Consider the following 15,816-nt stretch of genomic DNA (forward strand, 5'->3'; position numbering starts at 1 on the left):
TTATCGGAAAGAAATGGCCTTTCCCCGGGGAGTTGTGCACACTGCGGGATCGGAAGTGGACGCACGCTCCTCACCGGAACCGGGTCCGCAGTGTCGTGAACAGATACGCGCACAGCAACGCCGACAGCGACAACGCCAGTGCGCTGCCCACGGGTTGGGCCAGTACCCGCACGATCCCGAGCAGGTAGCGCTCACCGCCGAAGGGCCACTGCAGCAGGAGGACCTCTCGCATCCGCACCGGGAATCCGGCGTCCATGCGCAGGGCGGGTCCCTCCAGCGCCTTGTGCACGAGGGGGACGACGACAACGGGTACGGCGAGCACCGCGGCCATGCCTCCCGTGGTGGACCGGAACACTCCGGCCGCCAGCACACCGGCCCAGGCGCAGCCGACGAGCAGGCAGAACCAACTCGCGCTCAGCGAGAGCCAGTCCTGGGGAACTTGCGTGAGCTCCCGTCCGTAGACGATGTAGAGCGCTTCGGCATCGCAGCCCACGGTGAGGAACGCGAGCATGGCCGCGGTGGCTCCGGAGACGAGCAGTTTCGCGGTGAGCAGCCCCAGCCGGCGGGGCACGGTGCCGCGGTCCGCCGCCAGGGCGGGGTGGCGGAACTCGTCCCCGAAGGCCAGCGCGCCGAGCAGCCCCGCCGCGAGGGCCGCGGGCGGCAGCGGCAGCTCCCGCGGCCACGCGGCGAACAGCCGCGCCTGCGGGGTGTGCCCGATCCTGGCCAGCAGTACGGCGGTGAGCGCGGACACCACCAGTACGGCACCGCAGGTGAGGAAGCCGACGCCGATGCCGGCGGCGCGCCGGAGCTCGTAGCGAAGAGGGCGGAGGGGGCTGCGGGCGGGACGGACGGAGATGGGCGGCGGGAGGGGGGAGAACGCATCCAGGGCACGTGTACCTTCTGTGCCGACCGCACGACTGGCCTGCGGCTGAGGGGTGCCGGGATTCCTGGCGCCCGGGAGGCGGCTGCGCGGGGCCGAGACGCCCGCTGCGGCGGTGCTCGTGCTGCCGGTCCGCGCTTCCTCGGCGGCCGGGGCCGCATCGAGTCGGGTGTCCGTGGTGGCCGCCGGGTCGGAGGCCCGTCCCCCGCCGGCTGCCGCGAGCGTCTCGGCGGGTGCCGCTTCGGCACCCCCGTCGAGCGAGTCCTCTCCGGCCTGCCGTACATCGCGGAGCGCCGTGGCGCCGGTTCCCGTGGCCGCGTCGTCCGGCGACACATCCCCGACCGGCATGTGCTGGGTGGACTCCGCGTGCCCCACCCCCGGCCGGGCCTCGGGCGTCTCCCTGAGCGACGACTGCTCGCCGCCGAGCGCCTCTGCCCGCTCGGCCTCCGACGCTTCCGCGTCCGTGAAGACACTGGACACAGCCTCGTACGGCGCCGTGTCCGCCGGGGCGTTCTCCCGCTTCTCCACCGAGAAGCCGAACGGCACGCCCCTCCGTTCTCCCCCCGAGGAACCCGACGCCGTGACGCCCGGTGCGCCCGACGAAAGGACGGACGCCACAGGGGCCTGCTCGGACACGGACGCGTCCAACGCCGACGCGCCGGACTCGGCCGCCGACGAACCGGGCGCCGGGACACCGAACGCGGATGCGGCCAGTCCGACCCCCAAGGGGCACGGCTCCACCGTCGGCAGGTCGCACACCGCCGGCTCGGGGTCCATCGGCGACGAACCGGGCGTGGCGTGTTCCAGTTTCGCATGCGGCTCGTTCGCCGCCACCGCGCCCGCCTCCCCAAACGAGGCTTCAGGCGCAGCACCGGGTAGCGGCCCCATGTCGCCGATCTCGTCCGCGAGTTGGTGCACGAGGATTCCGTGGCGAAATGCCGTCTCGCCGACATCGGCGGTCGTGGAGCCGTACACCGAGAGGCGATTGCCTCCCTCCCGCACGACCTCGACGGACCGGCGGGCGGTGCGGGCCTCCTTGGTGAGCAGGGCCGCGAGGCGTGCCGCCTGCGGGCTGCGGACGGCCACGCGTGGCCGCAGCCGGGTCCGGGCGAACTCCCCGGCATCCTGGTCGGCGACGAGTCTGCCGCCGTCGAGGGTCACGACGCGGTCGGCCGTGCGGGCGGCCTCCTTGGAGTCGGCCGTGGTGTACAGAACCGTGCCACCCTGGCCGGCATGGGCGCGCAGCATGCCGTGCAGCCATTGCGCCTCACTGGCGGAGAGACCGTCGGCGGGCTCGTCCAGGACGAGCGTGTGCGGATCGGCCAGCAGAGCGCAGGCCAGACCGAGTCTGCGGTCCAACCCGCGAGAGAGCGTGCCGAGGCGTTCCTCGCGGAAACTGACGAGGCCGACCACTTCGAGCACCTCGTCCGCCCGTCGCGCCGGAACCCCCGAGGCCGCGCACAACATACGCAGGTGCCCGCGGACCGAGCGGGCCGGATGCCCCGGCACATCGCCGAGGAGCACGCCGACCTCCCGTGAGGGATGCGCGATCCGATGCAGTGGCCGCCCTTTGAAGTAGGTGATGCCACGCCCTTCCTGAAGCTCGAGCATGAGTCTGAGCGCCGTCGTCTTGCCCGCGCCCGCGCCGCCGAGGAGCACGGTGACATGTCCCGCGCGCGCTTCGAAGGAGACGTCGTCGACGGCGGGCGGGTGCGCCTTGCGGGGCATGCTGGTCAGTCCGAAGGCTTGGATCACCTGCAGCAAGATAGCGCGCCACGTCCGTTTTTTCGGGTATCGCACGATCTGCTACCACACGTGCTGCCGATCGACCCGGTTCACGTCCGCCGTTCGGGGGAGCCGACGCCCCGCCCGCGCGGTCGGCCCACCTGATCGTCCGGACGGCCGAGCGTGTGTACGCCTCAGACCTCGGGGCGCAGCATCGGCGGGTTCAGCAGGGTGGCGCCGCCCGCCCGGAAGAGCTGTGCCGGCCGACCGCCCTGGCGCGTGGTCGTTCCCCCGGTGGGAACGAGGAAGCCGGGGGTTCCGGTGACCTTGCGGTGGAAGTTGCGCGGATCGAGGGCCACTCCCCACACCGCCTCGTACACCCGGCGCAACTCGCCGACGGTGAACTCGCTCGGGCAGAACGCCGTGGCCAGCGACGAGTACTCGATCTTGGACCGGGCTCGTTCCACCCCGTCGGCGAGGATCTGGTGGTGATCGAAGGCCAGCGGTGCCACAGGCTCGCCGTCGCGGCCGTAACCGCCCTGCTGGAGCAGTTCCTCGACCGGCGCCCAGCGCGCGTTGCTGGCGTCGCCTCCCGCACGCGGAGCGGGCAGGTCGGGCGCGAGCGCGAGGTGCGCGACGCTCACCACGCGCATGCGCGGATCCCGCTTGGGGTCACCGTAGGTGGCGAGCTGCTCGAGATGAGCCCCGTTGTCCTGGGCCGGGGCCGAGGGGTCGTGTGCACGCAGCCCGGTCTCCTCGGCGAGCTCGCGCGCCGCCGCCTGGGAGAGGTCCTCGTCGGCCCGTACGAAACCTCCGGGCAGCGCCCAGCGCCCTTGGAACGGGGGCTCGCCCCTGCGGACCGCCAGCGCACACAGGGCATGGCGGCGCACGGTCAGCACGACCAGGTCCACGGTGACGGCAAAGGGCGGAAAGGCTGACGGGTCGTAGGGCATGCCGCGATCATAGTCGTCTGCCTGACGATAAACACTCCCTTCCCCGGCCGCATCGAGCGCGGTGCCGGTTCGTTGCGGTATGGGACGCAGGAGCGGTTGCTGTTCTTCGCCTCCGTGCGTCGTGCCTGGTCACACTCCCAGTTGCAGGCCGTCCGCCGCCTCCTCGACCATGGCGAGGCCCAGTCGGCTGATGCGCACGGCGAACGGGGCGCCGGCGACCCGCAGCCCGGTCAGGCCGAGTTCGCCGAGCGGGGCACTGCGCACCGGCCGCAGGGTGACCGTGCGGGCGGGGGTGTCGGGGCGGATACCGGCGAGCGAGGTGAGCACCATGATCACGGACGCCGCCGCGGTGGCCGCCGGCCGGCAGGCCGCGGGGTGCGGGAGGGGAGCGCTCCCGGCGGTGCGCTGTTCACCGGCGAACATCTCCGGCAGCCGGTGGCCGAAGTGTTCCGCCGCTTCCAGCAGTCCTTTCAGCAGGCCGCCCGCTTCCTTCTCATAGCCGGCGGCGGCCAGCCCTGCTACGGCGAGTGCGCTGTCATGGACCCGGACGGCTCCCGTGCGGTGGCCGAACGGGTTGTGTCCCGCCTCCCTCACACCAAGACTTCGCAGTCCCCAGCCCGCGTCCATGGCCGGAGCGCCGAGCAGCCGGGCGAGGTGTTGGGTCTGTACGGAATCGAGCAGCCCCGGGGCGATCCGGCCGGAACCGAGCAGGCCGGTGTCGAGAAGGTGGACCACGGCGGAGCTCATGTGTGGCACGGGCCGCCCGTCCGGTGCCAGGGCCGCGACCGGACGTCCGCCGCCGCGGTCCTCCACCCAGAAGTCGGCCCGGAACGCCGCCCGCAAGGCCTGGGCCCACTGGCGTAACTCGGTGGTGCCGGGCCGGTCGTAGACGTCCAGGAGATCGGCACCGAGCAGGGCCGCCCGATACGCGTGGGCCTGTGTCTCGCAGCGGGCCGGGCCCCCGGGCTGGGGGTCTCGGAGGTAGGGGCCGTCACCGGCGGTCGTACGCAGCCAGGTGAGGCACCGCTCTGCCGCGGGCAGCAGGTCCCTCGTCTCCTGCTCGGGCAGTCCCCAGCGGCGGGCCTCGGCGAGCAGGACGGGGAAGAGGAGTGTGGCCTCCGTACCCGTGCAGCCGGGCGGAAGGAGCGGGCCGGCGTCGCGTCGGGGCCCGGGAATCAAGCCGGCCTGTGGGCCGCGGTCCGGGAGCTGGGTGCGGGCCAGAGTACGCAGGGTGCCCGCGGCGAGCCGGGTGCCGAGCGGCAGCGCCATGCGGGCCGCGGCGAGGGCCTCGGCAGGGGCCAATCCGCAGCGCCAGGGCGCGCCCGCAGCCAGATGGGTGTCGGAGGGATGGGCGGGATCCCGCAGGAGCAGCGCGTGGAGATCGGCGACCGCCGAGTCCAGCAGCGGGGCCACCCGGGGGTCGTCGCCGCGCGCCCGGGCAGGGGCGAACGGGCTGGTGGCCTGTCCCGCCGCCCGCAGGGGGCCTGCGCCGTCGAGCCGCACCCTCAGTTCCACGGTTGCCGTACCGCCCGGCGGGAGTTCCAAGTCCCAGCGCAGCAGTCCGGCGGACGCGAGGGCGTCGGAGGGCGGCGGGTCGGCGATCACGGAGGCGGCGGCACCGGCTGTGGCCCAGCGCAGGCCCGAGTCGTGCACAGTGGCCGGGAGTTCGGGGCCTGCCCTGTCGGCGGCGATGGCACCGAGGTCGGCGAGGTCCGTGCCGAGCGCGACCTCGACGGGCAGCCTCAGCGGTCGCACGGTGGCGTTGCGGAGCGTGATCCGTTCGGTTCCGTCGGCACGTCGGTTCCGCTCGACCACGACATCCGGATCGGGACCCGCGGCCGGGGAAGCGCGCAGTGTTCCCACGAAGCGGGCGCTGTCCGCGCCGGTCATCCTGGCCAGCACGGCCAGCGGTTCGCGTCCGGCCACGCGCACCTGGCACCGCGAGAGCAGGCGCCTGCCGGCGCGGTAGTACCCGTCCAGTCCCCGGCCGGACAGCTGCCCGCCGCCGGAGATGGCGAGACCGGGCAGGGCGACACAGATCAAGGCGGTGTGCGTGGGTGGCAACTCGGGCACCGGCCGACTGCCGTGCGACGCGGGCACCGGTGAGGCCGAGGCGGGCCGGCGGCTGCGGGCGGGGACCGGCGCCCACGCCGGTGTCCTGCCCTGGCCTGGGACCGAGGCCGATGCCGATGACCGGCCGTGGCCTGGGACCGAGGCCAGCGTTGTGGACCTGCCGCGGCCTGGGATCGCGCCTGACGCCGATGGCGTGCCCTGGCCTGTCGAGAGGTTCACTCCGAGGTCCTTGTGTGACGGCGGGGCGCCGACGGCCTGCCGTGCGATGACCTCGGCACGGTCCGGCATCGGCCACTCGGCCCTGTCCCAGAGCGGACGTGCCTGGTCTGCGGCGGAGGGCGGAGTCGGCTGCTGGTGCATGGGGTGGCTTCCTCTGCGCTCGCGGCGCCTCGGACATGCTGGGCGATCCGTGGGGCGCCCCGGCGGACAAGGGTCGTACGGCGGCCGGGCCCGTCCGGGCGTTCCGCCACTCAGGTGAACGGAGGGGAACCCGTCCGGGTCACGGCTCGCCTTGCAGAAGCCGGCCGAAAGGCGGCGCAACGCAGGATCCGAGCCGCTCAAGCCGCTCACGAGCCGCTTCCGCCGGCGGGCGGGCGACGGGCCGTCGTGTGCGCACCGAGCAGTCGAGGATGACCGATGGACCCAGCCGGCCACACGGCCAAGGAGTGCTCCACCGCCACGGCTGCCGCTCCGACGCGCGCGAGATCGGTTCCGGAGCGGCCTCCAGGGGCGTGCGCCACATCCGGCGGGTTCCGTTGACACGCCTGGCGTCCCTCTTGGGCAGACCTGCTCGACCGTGTGTCCGTCCCCGCCCGTACTTCCCCGCACAGCGGTCACCCCTCCCCTTCGGGCTTGCGGTGGTCGTTCTTCGGCAGGGCTGTGCCGGTCGTGGTGCCGCCCGGTTCCGCCGCACGCGTGCGCGTACTACCGAGGCCCCGGCTGCCGGGGCGCGAGGGTTCTGCCGCCGACGGGCCGGGGCGGGAACCAGCCGGCCTCCGCCGTCCGCCCGTGGGCCTGGCCACGTGAGAGGCATCGCCGCCGTCGGCCGACCGCACACGGCGCCGTCGGCGCGTGCCCGTCCCTCGGCCCGCTTCGGCAACCTGGTCGTCCGCTCCGGCGCTCGCTCCGTGCGTCGCGTCCCCGGTTTCCGGGACCTCGGCCTGAGCCGGTTTCTTCGCCGCGTGCGGCTGTGAGCCGGTCTCCGCCGGCGTATGCCTCGCGGGGTCCGCACGGTCCGCCCGCAGGCAGCGGCGGATCGCTTCGGGGTCGAGGCCTTCGTTGCAGGCCTGGTGCAGGAGCCGGGCGAACAGATAGTCGGGATCCGCGCCCAGCGCCATGGCCAGCGCCTCACGGGCCTCCAGCTCGTCGCCCGTCGACCAGGCGACCCAGCCGGCCAGGGTCAGCGGGGCCGCGGCGTGCTCGCCGTAGGGTCCGACGCAGCGGCGGCCCAGGGCGCGCCAGAGTCGGAGAGCCGGGCCCGCCTCGTCGCCCTCCATCCACGCGGCCGCCCGGTCGCGGGTCGTGCGGTCCTGGAGCCCGAGGATCAAAGTCGCCGCCTCGTCGTGCGCGAGCAGACGGTCGTCGCGCAGGTCCGCCGGATGCGTGCCGGACACCGGTGCTGCGGCGGCGAAGCGGTGGATGATCCGCTCGGCGAGATCCAGGGTCTCCTGCGCCACTTCCGCACGGGATGCTTCGTCGAGGATGCGGGGCACCAGGGTCATACCGGCCGCGTCCAGGGCGAGCTCCTGCTCCAGGGCCGCGGTCGTCTCCCAGGGCTGCAGCCTGGCGCGCAACTCCCTGAGGGTACCGCGCACTTGGATACCGGCGTAGGTGGCCGCGGCGGCCAGGACGGAGGTGCCGGGGAGGCCCATCGGCGAGCCGTCCTCGGGGCAGCAGCTCTCGATCGGGCAGCAGTACGACCAGAAACGGCCGTCCGAGATGCACAGCGCCTCGATGACCGGCACGTCGAGCTCGCCGCACTGGGTGCGCAGCAGATGGGCCAGCCGCTCGAGCCGTCGTTTGACATCGCGGCCGGACTCCCCCGGGGCCGGTTCCTGGCAGACGTAGGCCACCATCTGTTCGGGCCGGGCGCCCCGCCGTTCGCTGCCGGTCACCAGTCCGTGGGCCAGCTGGCGTGCGGCCGCCTCCCAGTCCTCCTCGCCGGCCGGAATGCCGAGCCGGGCCCGGCCGCCGAACCTGCCCTTGCCTTCGCGGTCGTGCAGCGCCACCAGCACCATGCTGTCCTCCGGCCGGTAGCCGAGGAGGTAGGGCAGGGCGTCGGCCAGCTCGGCCGGGGTGCGCAGTGTGACCTGCGTGTCGTGCGCGGACGGGCCGGTGTACGGCTCCTGTCCTGAGATGCCGCCGTTTTCGAACGGTCCGGTGGTTTCGCTGTGATTCGTCATGCGCAGACGATCTCGCGGATCCTTCGATTCCGGTTGAGCCTGTGGACAAGTCGGATCATGGGCACGACAAGACCGCGGCCGATTGTCCACAGCCCGGCTCAGCGGCTCGCCCGTTCGTCGGTCCCGTCCTGTTGTATGGGACGCATGGAGCACACGAGCAACGCGGATCTCCGGGCAGAGGCGGATGCCGTCCTCGCCCGGCTCGTCGGGGATGCCACGGGCGCGGCCCGCCTGCGCGAGGACCAGTGGCGGGCGATCGAGGCGCTGGTCGCCGAGCGGCGCAGGGCCCTGGTCGTGCAGCGCACGGGGTGGGGCAAGTCCGCGGTGTACTTCGTGGCGACCTCGCTGCTGCGTGCCAGAGGCAGCGGACCGACGGTGATCGTCTCGCCCCTGCTCGCGCTCATGCGCAATCAGGTGGAGGCCGCGGCCCGGGCCGGCATCCACGCCCGCACCATCAACTCCTCCAACACCGAGGAGTGGGACGCCGTCCAGGCCGAGATCGCGGCCGGCCAGGTAGATGTCCTGCTCGTCAGCCCCGAGCGGCTGAACAACCCGGACTTCCGCGACCAGGTTCTGCCCAAGCTCTCCGCCGCGACCGGCCTGCTGGTCGTGGACGAGGCCCACTGCATCTCCGACTGGGGTCACGACTTCCGTCCCGACTACCGTCGGCTGCGCACCATGCTCGGCGACCTCCCGCCCGGTGTCCCCGTGCTGGCCACCACCGCGACGGCCAACGCCCGGGTGACCGCGGATGTCGCCGAGCAGCTGGGCACCGGCGGCACCTCGGACGCCCTGGTGCTGCGCGGGCCGCTGGACCGGGAGAGCCTGAGCCTCGGCGTGCTGCGGCTGCCTGACGCCGCGCACCGGATGGCCTGGCTCGCCGACCACCTCGACGACCTGCCGGGCTCCGGCATCGTCTACACGCTCACCGTCGCCGCCGCCGAGGAGGTCACCGCGTTCCTGCGGCATCGGGGGCACACCGTCGCCTCGTACACGGGCAAGACGGAGAACGCCGAACGGCAGCAGGCCGAGGACGATCTGCTCGCCAACCGGGTCAAGGCGCTGGTCGCCACCTCCGCGCTCGGTATGGGTTTCGACAAGCCGGATCTCGGTTTCGTGGTCCACCTGGGCTCCCCCTCCTCCCCCATCGCCTACTACCAGCAGGTCGGCCGGGCGGGCCGCGGCGTCGAACACGCCGAAGTGCTGCTGCTGCCGGGCAAGGAGGACGAGGCGATCTGGCAGTACTTCGCGTCGCTCGCCTTCCCCTCCGAGGAGCTGGTCCGGCGCACACTGGACGTCCTCGCCCGGGCGGACGGCCCCCTGTCGCTGCCCGCGCTGGAGCCTCTCGTCGAGCTGCGCCGCTCGCGGCTGGAGACCATGCTGAAGGTCCTCGACGTGGACGGAGCGGTCCGACGCGTCAAGGGCGGCTGGATCGCCACCGGGCAGCCCTGGTCGTACGACACCGAGCGCTACGACTGGGTGGCCCGACAGCGGGCGGTCGAACAGGAGGCGATGCGCGCCTACGCGTCCACCACCGAGTGCCGGATGGAGTTCCTGCAGCGGCAGCTGGACGACGAGGGCGCCAAACCCTGCGGACGCTGCGACAACTGTGCCGGCCCTCGTTTCACCGCCGACATGTCCACGGCGGCGGTGGACGCCGCGCGCAGCGACCTGGACAGGGCCGGTGTCGAGGTGGAGCCCCGCCGTATGTGGCCGACGGGCCTGCCGGCCATCGGGATCGACCTCAAGGGACGCATTCCAGCCGGTGAACAGGCCGCCCCGGGACGGGCCCTGGGGCGGTTGTCGGACATCGGCTGGGGCAACCGGCTGCGTCCGCTCCTCGCGCCTCAGGCGCCGGACACCGCCGTACCGGACGATGTGGCGCGGGCCGTGGTCGGTGTCCTGGCCGACTGGGCGAAGGGCCCCTGCGGCTGGGCCCCCGGTGTGGCCGACGCCCAGGCCCGGCCGGTGGGCGTCGTCACCCTCGCCTCGCGAACCCGCCCCTCGCTGATCCGCTCCCTGGGCGCGCGGATCGCCGAGGTCGGCCGGCTGCCCTTGCTCGGCTCCGTGGAGTACGCCGAGGACGTGCCTCGGGTGTCGCGCAGCAACAGCGCGCAACGGCTCAAGGCCCTCGACGGTGCGCTGACGGTACCGCCCGCCCTCGTCTCGGCACTCACGGCGGCCGACGGACCGGTGCTGCTGGTCGACGACTTCACGGAGACGGGCTGGACTCTCGCTGTCGCGGCGCGCCTCCTCAGAAGGTCCGGCGCGCGGGCGGTGTTGCCGCTGGTCCTGGCCGTCCAGGGTTGACCGCGCACCCGCCGCGGCGGCCGCGCGGACACGGCCCGGCACCCGCAGGCGTCATCGGTCGAACCTTTGGGTAGGGATATAAGCCACGCACCACCAGATAACCGTCGGTGGCCCCAATTGCTCGTTGCCGCATCCAAGTTCGGCAGGAAGAATTGAGGTCCGCTCCCCGCGCGGCTCGTCCCGTGATCGGTTGGGCTCTGCTGCGGTGCGCGGTCCCTCTAATCCGACCTCGCCCGTAGTGTGGGCGCGTAGCCGAAGGGAGGAACGTGACCTTCGGATTCGCCTCGTCCTCGGCGGCCTCGTTGTCGACCTCCGCGTCCGCCGCTTCCGCCAGCCGTCTGCTCGAGCCGGCCGAATGGGCCGCCGCCGGAATCCCTCTGCTGCGCAACCCCCGTGAGGTCGTCAGCGGGCTGCACGCCCGCCATCGGCCGAGGCTCTCCACGGCGATCGTGGCAGTGCTCGATCCGGACGAGCGGCTGTGCGCCAGTGCGTCGTTCACACGTCGTCCTGCGCCGGCCGACGGCTGGATGTTCCGCAACGCGCTGCTCGCGCAGCTGCGCCGGGTGATTCCGCACGACCTGAGACGCCGGACCCCGGTGCGCACGGCCATCCTCGTCTACTGCCGTGAGGGAGACGCGCGTTGGACGGAGGAGGACGGCGCGTGGATGTGGGGTCTGCGTGACGCCTGTACGTTGCACGGGCTGCGCTGCGGGGCGTACATCACGCTGACCCAGGACGGCTGGCACGTGCTCGGCGAGGGACGCAGCGGCCGCCGCCCCAACGCCGATTCCGCGCCCATGTCCTTCGCCACGTCCGACACGCCGCCGCTCCCGCCGCGCACCGGCGGCCCGGTCTCCGAGGTCCTGCGCCGCGCGGCGGCCCGCTGAAAGGCTCTGCGGGAGGTCGGTCGGGCCGGCCCTGACCTCTTTCGGCCACCGCCCTGCCCGCAGGCACGGCGAGGCAACCGTCCACCGCCGCGGCGCCACACGAAGCCGTGCCGTGGCCCGCGGAACGCAGGGGCCGCCCCTACCGAAAGCGACGTGAGGGCCCTACCGTGCCGGGGTCGGGAGACAGGGTGTGCCGTGCCGAGTGACCGGCATCCAACCCATCCGGCAGCGGTACGGGCCGTCCGAGAGCCTCACCCAGGTGCCGGCAGCCATGCCCATGCGGGCGGCGGCGTCATGGTCCGGCCCCGGCAGGGCAAACAGCGTGAGCCGGGCCGGGGGGCGATCCCCGCCCCACAACCGCCGCTCGCCACCCGGCGCCTGGGTGCATCGCCGGGACGCCGTGCGCGAGTGAACCTGCCGTCGGTGTGAGCGGGTCGGCCGCCGATCGTACGGGCACGCCATTCGTGCGGGCATGCCAAAGGCCACGCCGTGCGGATTCCACCGGAGCGGTTCCTTCGCCACCCCGGTTCTCGAGGTGCCGGAGGAGGCTCAGACGCCTGCGCCCAGCACCGAGTTGATCTGCTGCGGGTCGCCGCAGACGATCAGCAGGGCACCGGCCCGGGTATGGGCCAGCGAAAGGGCCGAGGCAGCAGCGGAAGCGGGGCCTCCATTGACGGCCACGACGACCACGGGCCGGGACCCGGCGCGTGAGGCGACGGCGGCGTCCGCATAGAAGACGTCGTCACCGGCGTCGTGCTGCGCCCAGTAGGAAGCTTCACCGAAGGACAGCTCGTGCTCCGCCCACGGGTGCTGGGACCCGGTGGTGATCACGAGCACGTCGCCGGGGGCGTGGCCCGAGTCCAGCAGCAGGTCCACCGCCTCGTCGGCGGCGTCGAGCGCACCCTCGGCCGAGGCCGGGATCAGCTGGATCTGCGGGGTGGCCGCCGCGGCGGCAGGAGCGGCCGGGCCGGACTGGCCCGGCTTGGCCGGAGCCACGTCACGCGGCGTGCGCTGCACCGGCGGCGCCGGCCGCGGGGGGCCGGGACGACCGGGGCGGGACGGAGCCGCGGGGCGGGGGCCGGGTACGGGGCGGGGGGTCGGCGCGGTACGGCCGCTGGCCGGAGTGGCGCGCGGACCCTGGGCACTCTCGTGAATCTGAGGCTCCTCGGGAATGAGAGGCATGAGCTGATATTTATCAAACATTGGTGCGGCGTGGGTGACCGGGTGGCACATCAGTGCGAGCGGAACCGTCAGAAATCAAAGCCGAGCTGACCCTCGATTTCCGGAACGCCTCCGTCCACCCAGCTGCGGACCTTCTTGAGGTGCCGCCACTGAGGCAACGCATCAAGATACGCCCACGACAAGCGGTGGAGCGGGGTGGGCCCCCACTCCTCCAGTGCGGCCTTGTGCACGGGCGACGGATACCCGGCGTTGTCCGCAAATCCGAAGTGTGCATGGTCGGCACCCAGTTCGGCCATCATTTTGTCGCGCCGAACCTTGGCGATCACCGACGCCGCCGCGACGGCCACACAGGACTGATCGCCCTTGATCACCGTGCGCACCCTCCATGGCGCGCCGAGATAGTCGTGCTTCCCGTCGAGGATCACGGCGTCGGGGCGGACCGGCAGAGCGTCCAGGGCGCGGACCGCGGCGAGCCGCAGCGCGGCCGTCATTCCCAGGTCGTCGATCTCCTCGGGGGAGGCATGCCCCAGCGCGTAGGCCGTCACCCACGCCTGCAGGACCTCCGCCAGTTCCGTGCGCCGCTTGATCGTCAGCAGCTTGGAGTCGGTCAGCCCCTCGGGTGGGCGGCGGAGTCCGGTGATCGCGGCGCAGACGGTGACAGGTCCGGCCCAGGCGCCGCGCCCCACCTCGTCGACACCGGCAATGATCTTCGCTCCGGTCGTGGCGCGCAGGGAGCGCTCGACGGTGTGAGTAGGCGGTACGTACGGCATGGCGCCCTTAGCGTACGCCGCCGGGATCGCCGGCCGACACCCCGGTCGCCCCCGCGCCCGGCGGATCGCCGGCGTGCGGGATCACCTTCTGTGGGGCCGGAGCAGCGGGAGCATCAACTGGTCGATCATCTCTTCGAGGTCTCGATCGCTCCATTCGCTGGCGCACATTTTTGAGCGATACATCATCATCGCCGGGATGGCATCGAAGACATAGCCGTTGGCCGCGTCCGGACGCACCTCCCCCCGCTCAATTCCGCGAGAAACGACCTCGCGCAGGAGCTTGAGGGTCGGCTCCACCACCCCTCCGACGATCACCTCCTGGAAGCGCTCCACCTGGATCTGGTCGCACTCGTGAATCACCGACCGCAGCGCAACACCGGGGGGCGAGAACATGATCTGCCGCACTTGCCGGCACAGGGCGATGAGGTCCTCGCGCACGCCACCGAGATCCGGGGCCGTCTCCACTTTGGGCAGTCCGGCCACCAGGGCGTCCGCGACAAGGTCCTCCTTGGATGACCAGCGGCGGTACACCGCGGCCTTGCCGGTCTGGGCGCCGGCGGCGACTCCCTCCATGGTCAGCCCTTTCCAGCCGACCTCGCCGAGCTGCTCCAGCGCGGCTTCGAGGATCGCGCGCTCCAGCACCACGCCGCGCCGACGAGGGGAAGCCGCCCGAGCGGGAGCGGCCGTCCAGCGCGAGGTAACCATCTCTGTCTCTCCAACATGCAGGGGAAGCGAGGATTCCGGGGAACGGTGCGCCGCGCTGCAGCAACGGGGGGACGCGAGGCGGCGCGCAAGCTTAAGTGAACGCTTGCGTTCACTGTCGGAGACTCACTACCGTGGACGCGACAGTGGACGCGAGCGTTCACTAACGCCTTCAGGGGGGACCCATAGTGACGACCTCTCAGCTGCTTCAGGAACCAAAGCCGGGCGTGGCCCGCCGGGAGGGGCATCCCGGCATCGCACTCACCGTCATCGCGGCCTGCCAACTCATGGTGGTACTCGACGCGACGATTGTGAACATCGCGCTCCCGCACATTCAAGACGCACTCAAGTTCAGCACCACGGACCTGACTTGGGTGGTCAGCGCTTACACGCTCACCTTCGGTGGCCTGCTGCTGCTCGGTGCGCGGGCCGGTGACATCCTCGGCCGTCGCCGGGTGTTCATGACCGGCATCCTGCTGTTCACGTTCGCCTCCCTGCTGGGCGGTCTCGCCCAGGAGCCCTGGCAGTTGCTGGCCGCCCGGGCCCTGCAGGGCGTCGGCGGCGCCATCGCCTCGCCCACGTCGCTGGCGCTGATCACCACGACCTTCCCCGAAGGGCCCGAGCGCAACCGGGCCTTCGGTGTGTTCGCCGCCGTGTCCGCGGGCGGCGGCGCCATCGGCCTGCTGGCGGGCGGCATGCTCACGGACTGGCTCGACTGGCGGTGGGTGCTGTTCGTCAACGTGCCGATAGGCGTACTGATCGCCTCGCTCGCACCGCTGTACATCAACGAATCCCAGCGGCATCCCGGGCGCTTCGACATCACGGGTGCCCTGACCTCGACGGCGGGCATGGCCTCGCTCGTCTACGGGTTCATCCGCGCCTCGGAGAACGGCTGGCGGGACGGCCTCACCCTCGGCTCGTTCGGTGCGGCCCTCGTGCTGCTGCTCGCCTTCGTCCTCACCGAGGTGCGGGCGAAGGAGCCGATCACGCCGCTCAGGATGTTCGCGGACCGCAACCGCTGGGGCACGTACGTGATCATGTTGAGCCTCGCCGCTGCGATGTTCGGCATGTTCTTCTACATCGTGCTGTTCGTCCAGGACGTACTCGGCTACAGCGCGATCAAGGCCGGTCTGGCCTTCCTCCCCGTGACGGTCGCGATCGCGGTCGGTGCCGGCCTGTCCCAGCGCTTCCTTCCGGCGCTCGGCCCGAGGCCGTTCATGATGGCCGGCACGGGCCTTGTGGTGATCGGGCTGGTCTGGCAGACCTTCATCCGGCCGGACAGCTCCTACCTCGGCGGCGTGCTGGGGCCGATGCTGGTATTCGGTTTCGGCATGGGCCTGAACTTCGTGACGGCCACGGTCACGGCCGTGTCCGGCGTCGCCCAGCACGAGGCGGGTGCCGCCTCCGGACTCCTCAACGCCATGCAGCAGGTGGGAGGTTCGCTCGGCCTGTCCATCCTGACGACCGTGTTCGGCTCGGCCGCCAAGGACGAGACGAAGAAGCAGGTGCCGAGGTTCCTCGCCCATGGCTCGCCGGAGCAGCAGGCCCACTTCGCCAAGACGCACCAGTTGCCCGCGCCGTGGGGACACGAGGTCCTCGCCCACGGCATCTCCACCGCCTTCGTACCGGCTGCCGCGATGGCCGGAGTCGCGTTCCTCACCTCCTGGCTGGTGATCAGGGTCCGCAAGAGCGATCTCGATTCCCTCGCCGGCGTGGCAGGCCCGGGCATCGGCTGATCCGGCCCGAGCCACGCGGAGCCGCGGTCGGCCGGACCGCCCGGGGACGGACGGCGCGCACGACGGTCCGGCCGACCGCGCCGACACCGTCCGCGGCCGCGTGAGAAGCAGGACGGGAACCACCATCACCACCAGCACCATGCAGGCCATATCCACTCCCCCTCCGACCGTCGCACTGCGCCTGTCCGTCGACCTG

At 72.4% G+C, this 15,816-nt stretch carries 10 protein-coding genes; 3 read left to right on the forward strand and 7 right to left on the reverse strand.

Annotation, left to right across the window (positions count from 1 at the left end):
• Window positions 1–70: 70 nt before the first annotated feature.
• The 4 genes from FB563_RS04870 to FB563_RS04885 all read right to left on the reverse strand — a co-directional run bounded on the left by FB563_RS04870 (window position 71) and on the right by FB563_RS04885 (window position 8,033).
• Window positions 71–2,635 (reverse strand): ATP-binding cassette domain-containing protein, encoded by a 2,565-nt coding sequence (locus FB563_RS04870; RefSeq protein ID WP_142218485.1) that lies wholly within the window; start codon window positions 2,633–2,635, stop codon window positions 71–73.
• Window positions 2,636–2,799: 164 nt separating this feature from the next.
• Window positions 2,800–3,558, reverse strand: a complete 759-nt coding sequence (locus FB563_RS04875) for an NUDIX hydrolase (RefSeq protein ID WP_055709754.1) — start codon at window positions 3,556–3,558, stop codon at window positions 2,800–2,802.
• A 129-nt stretch (window positions 3,559–3,687) separates the two neighbouring features.
• Entirely contained in the window at window positions 3,688–5,631 is a 1,944-nt protein-coding gene (locus FB563_RS04880; RefSeq protein ID WP_055709755.1) for a glycogen debranching N-terminal domain-containing protein, read from the reverse strand.
• 833 nt (window positions 5,632–6,464) lie between these two features.
• Complete coding sequence (locus FB563_RS04885) at window positions 6,465–8,033, reverse strand: DUF4192 domain-containing protein (RefSeq protein ID WP_055709756.1); 1,569 nt, start codon at window positions 8,031–8,033, stop codon at window positions 6,465–6,467.
• 144 nt (window positions 8,034–8,177) lie between these two features.
• Here FB563_RS04885 and FB563_RS04890 point away from each other — a divergent pair, with 144 nt between their 5' ends.
• Both FB563_RS04890 and FB563_RS04895 read left to right on the forward strand, forming a co-directional pair.
• Window positions 8,178–10,343: a RecQ family ATP-dependent DNA helicase gene (locus tag FB563_RS04890; RefSeq protein ID WP_055709757.1), complete on the forward strand. Its 2,166-nt coding sequence runs from the start codon at window positions 8,178–8,180 to the stop codon at window positions 10,341–10,343.
• A gap of 266 nt (window positions 10,344–10,609) precedes the next feature.
• Window positions 10,610–11,230: a hypothetical protein gene (locus tag FB563_RS04895; RefSeq protein WP_055709758.1), complete on the forward strand. Its 621-nt coding sequence runs from the start codon at window positions 10,610–10,612 to the stop codon at window positions 11,228–11,230.
• 549 nt (window positions 11,231–11,779) lie between these two features.
• On the opposite strand, the gene FB563_RS04900 is transcribed toward FB563_RS04895, so the two are convergent.
• The 3 genes from FB563_RS04900 to FB563_RS04910 all read right to left on the reverse strand — a co-directional run bounded on the left by FB563_RS04900 (window position 11,780) and on the right by FB563_RS04910 (window position 13,887).
• The gene (locus tag FB563_RS04900) at window positions 11,780–12,412 is read right to left on the reverse strand and encodes a hypothetical protein (protein ID WP_142218486.1); all 633 of its coding nucleotides are present in this window, start codon (window positions 12,410–12,412) and stop codon (window positions 11,780–11,782) included.
• 68 nt (window positions 12,413–12,480) lie between these two features.
• Window positions 12,481–13,182, reverse strand: a complete 702-nt coding sequence (locus FB563_RS04905) for a ribonuclease HII (protein WP_055710200.1) — start codon at window positions 13,180–13,182, stop codon at window positions 12,481–12,483.
• Between the two features lie 81 nt (window positions 13,183–13,263).
• Complete coding sequence (locus FB563_RS04910; protein WP_055710199.1) at window positions 13,264–13,887, reverse strand: TetR/AcrR family transcriptional regulator; 624 nt, start codon at window positions 13,885–13,887, stop codon at window positions 13,264–13,266.
• Between the two features lie 185 nt (window positions 13,888–14,072).
• Here FB563_RS04910 and FB563_RS04920 point away from each other — a divergent pair, with 185 nt between their 5' ends.
• A complete protein-coding gene (locus FB563_RS04920; RefSeq protein WP_107100793.1) occupies window positions 14,073–15,620 on the forward strand; it encodes an MFS transporter in 1,548 nt (515 codons plus the stop codon).
• The last annotated feature ends 196 nt before the right edge of the window (window positions 15,621–15,816 follow it).

The organism is Streptomyces puniciscabiei (genome assembly GCF_006715785.1).
Lineage (GTDB): Bacteria > Actinomycetota > Actinomycetes > Streptomycetales > Streptomycetaceae > Streptomyces > Streptomyces puniciscabiei.

Excerpts from the sequence above, each read along its gene's own strand:
- FB563_RS04905 (WP_055710200.1), bottom strand. The coding sequence starts at position 13,182 with ATGCCGTACGTACCGCCTACTCACACCGTCGAGCGCTCCCTGCGCGCC.
- FB563_RS04875 (WP_055709754.1), bottom strand. The coding sequence starts at position 3,558 with ATGCCCTACGACCCGTCAGCCTTTCCGCCCTTTGCCGTCACCGTGGAC.
- FB563_RS04885 (WP_055709756.1), bottom strand. The coding sequence starts at position 8,033 with ATGACGAATCACAGCGAAACCACCGGACCGTTCGAAAACGGCGGCATC.
- FB563_RS04890 (WP_055709757.1), top strand. The coding sequence starts at position 8,178 with ATGGAGCACACGAGCAACGCGGATCTCCGGGCAGAGGCGGATGCCGTC.
- FB563_RS04900 (WP_142218486.1), bottom strand. The coding sequence starts at position 12,412 with ATGCCTCTCATTCCCGAGGAGCCTCAGATTCACGAGAGTGCCCAGGGT.
- FB563_RS04910 (WP_055710199.1), bottom strand. The coding sequence starts at position 13,887 with ATGGTTACCTCGCGCTGGACGGCCGCTCCCGCTCGGGCGGCTTCCCCT.